The sequence below is a fragment of the Alcanivorax sp. UBA3183 genome, from assembly GCF_002364155.1.
Lineage (GTDB): Bacteria > Pseudomonadota > Gammaproteobacteria > Pseudomonadales > Alcanivoracaceae > Alcanivorax > Alcanivorax jadensis.
This window is the reverse complement of record NZ_DEXN01000021.1, coordinates 2,082-2,390: the sequence shown is the minus strand read 5'-3', so window position 1 is coordinate 2,390 and position 309 is coordinate 2,082. Positions and strand designations below refer to the sequence as shown.

The following is a 309-nucleotide window of genomic DNA, read 5'->3' as shown; positions in this document are numbered from 1 at the left end:
GTGGTATTTTTCATCAAGCGACCAATCAGACTGTTCGCTGACCGGTTTATCACTCTCATGGCACCCAGAATCAACCTTGCCGATGCCCCCTTTGCCTCGGCGGCTTGCAGCGGCCCCTTGAAGAACACAGACAGCACTTCATCGACAAAAGGCACAACCAGAGCATCCAGTTCTTCAAGGTGACAACGTCCGGGCTCAGCCAGCATGCCATCAATAAAGCCTTCAATGGACTGCTGAAGGGGTTGTGAGGCCTCGAACGCAATGTGGAGCGTGGTATCATCCATACTCATTTAACTGGGGACACTGGGA

1 pseudogene is annotated in these 309 nt (G+C 52.8%); it reads right to left on the bottom strand.

The annotated features are described in order from the left end of the window. Positions 1-284 (bottom strand): annotated as a pseudogene (locus B3Q33_RS08785) (hypothetical protein); the annotation flags it as partial. Positions 285-309 lie beyond the last annotated feature (25 nt).